General features: G+C 60.3%; 1 protein-coding gene and 1 pseudogene. Both read right to left on the bottom strand.

The window, feature by feature from the left end:
* Positions 1 to 233, bottom strand: a pseudogene (locus tag TBU01S_RS22715) (acetoacetate--CoA ligase); the annotation flags it as partial.
* Between the two features lie 87 nt (positions 234 to 320).
* On the bottom strand, positions 321 to 740 hold the full coding sequence (locus TBU01S_RS22710; RefSeq protein WP_068639741.1) for an acyl-CoA thioesterase: 420 nt from the start codon (positions 738 to 740) through the stop codon (positions 321 to 323).
* Between the last annotated feature and the right edge of the window lie 188 nt (positions 741 to 928).

Here is a 928-nt window from a genome sequence, read left to right as displayed (position 1 = left end):
TGCTCGCCATCGACCAGCACCCGCTCGCCGCGCGTGCCGATCACGCCGCCGTCTTCCCAGACGCTGACCCAGAACTGCTCCGGATGCGCGACCGACCAGTCATGAAGCGCAGCGTAGTCGGGCAGCGAAACGCCCCAGCGCCTTTCCGCCGCAACACGGAACGCGGTGACATTGGCCGAGGCGATGCGCTCCGGCGAAGGTGCCCACAAGGGCATGTTGTCTGCAGGATTCATGATGCCTCCTCACCACCGATCAAGTATTCATGCAAGCGCCGCCGCTTGTTGTTCTATACTGCCGCGCGACGCCCTGCGCTTGCGGCTTCAGCCGGCGGCGGCGTCGAACAGCGCCCGGATCGCTTCGGGCAAGGGCACGGACCTGCCGGTGGCGTTGTCCATCCACACGATCTTCGCCGCACCTTCCGCGTAAAGCTTGTCCTGCCCTTCCACGAAAAGTTCATACCACGTCATCACGCTCGAGCGGCCCGGTTCGCCCGCATGCATCCTGATGACGAGAGTGGCAGGATAATTGACTGGCACGAAAAAAGTGCAGCTCGCATTGATGATCACCGGCCCGGCTGCCTCCCTGGGGCTGACCGGAAAACCCATCTGCTCGATCCACTCGCAGCGCGCCTGCTCGAAGTAGCGGAAATAGACCGTGTTGTTGACATGGCCATAGGCATCCATGTCGCCCCAACGCACCGGAATACGGGAGGTATGGATGAGCTTTGCCCCTTCCTTCATGCTGCTGTCTCCTGTTATTTGTTCGACCCGACCGGGTAATGTAGCATACGCATCCGTATGTTTTGCGCAGCCGCACCCTGCATTTCGCGAGGAGTTTAGACTAAGCCTTTGGGCTGAACCCTGAACCCCCTTGAACCCATTTCGCAGCTTGAACAAGAACCATGCCTTCGGCAACAGGAGAACAGAAT

It is taken from the genome of Thauera butanivorans NBRC 103042 (assembly GCF_001591165.1).
Classification (GTDB): domain Bacteria; phylum Pseudomonadota; class Gammaproteobacteria; order Burkholderiales; family Rhodocyclaceae; genus Thauera; species Thauera butanivorans.
The sequence above is the reverse complement of the archived record's forward strand: the minus strand, read 5'-3'. Positions and strand labels throughout refer to the sequence as shown.

Excerpts from the sequence above, each read along its gene's own strand:
- TBU01S_RS22710 (WP_068639741.1), bottom strand. The coding sequence starts at position 740 with ATGAAGGAAGGGGCAAAGCTCATCCATACCTCCCGTATTCCGGTGCGT.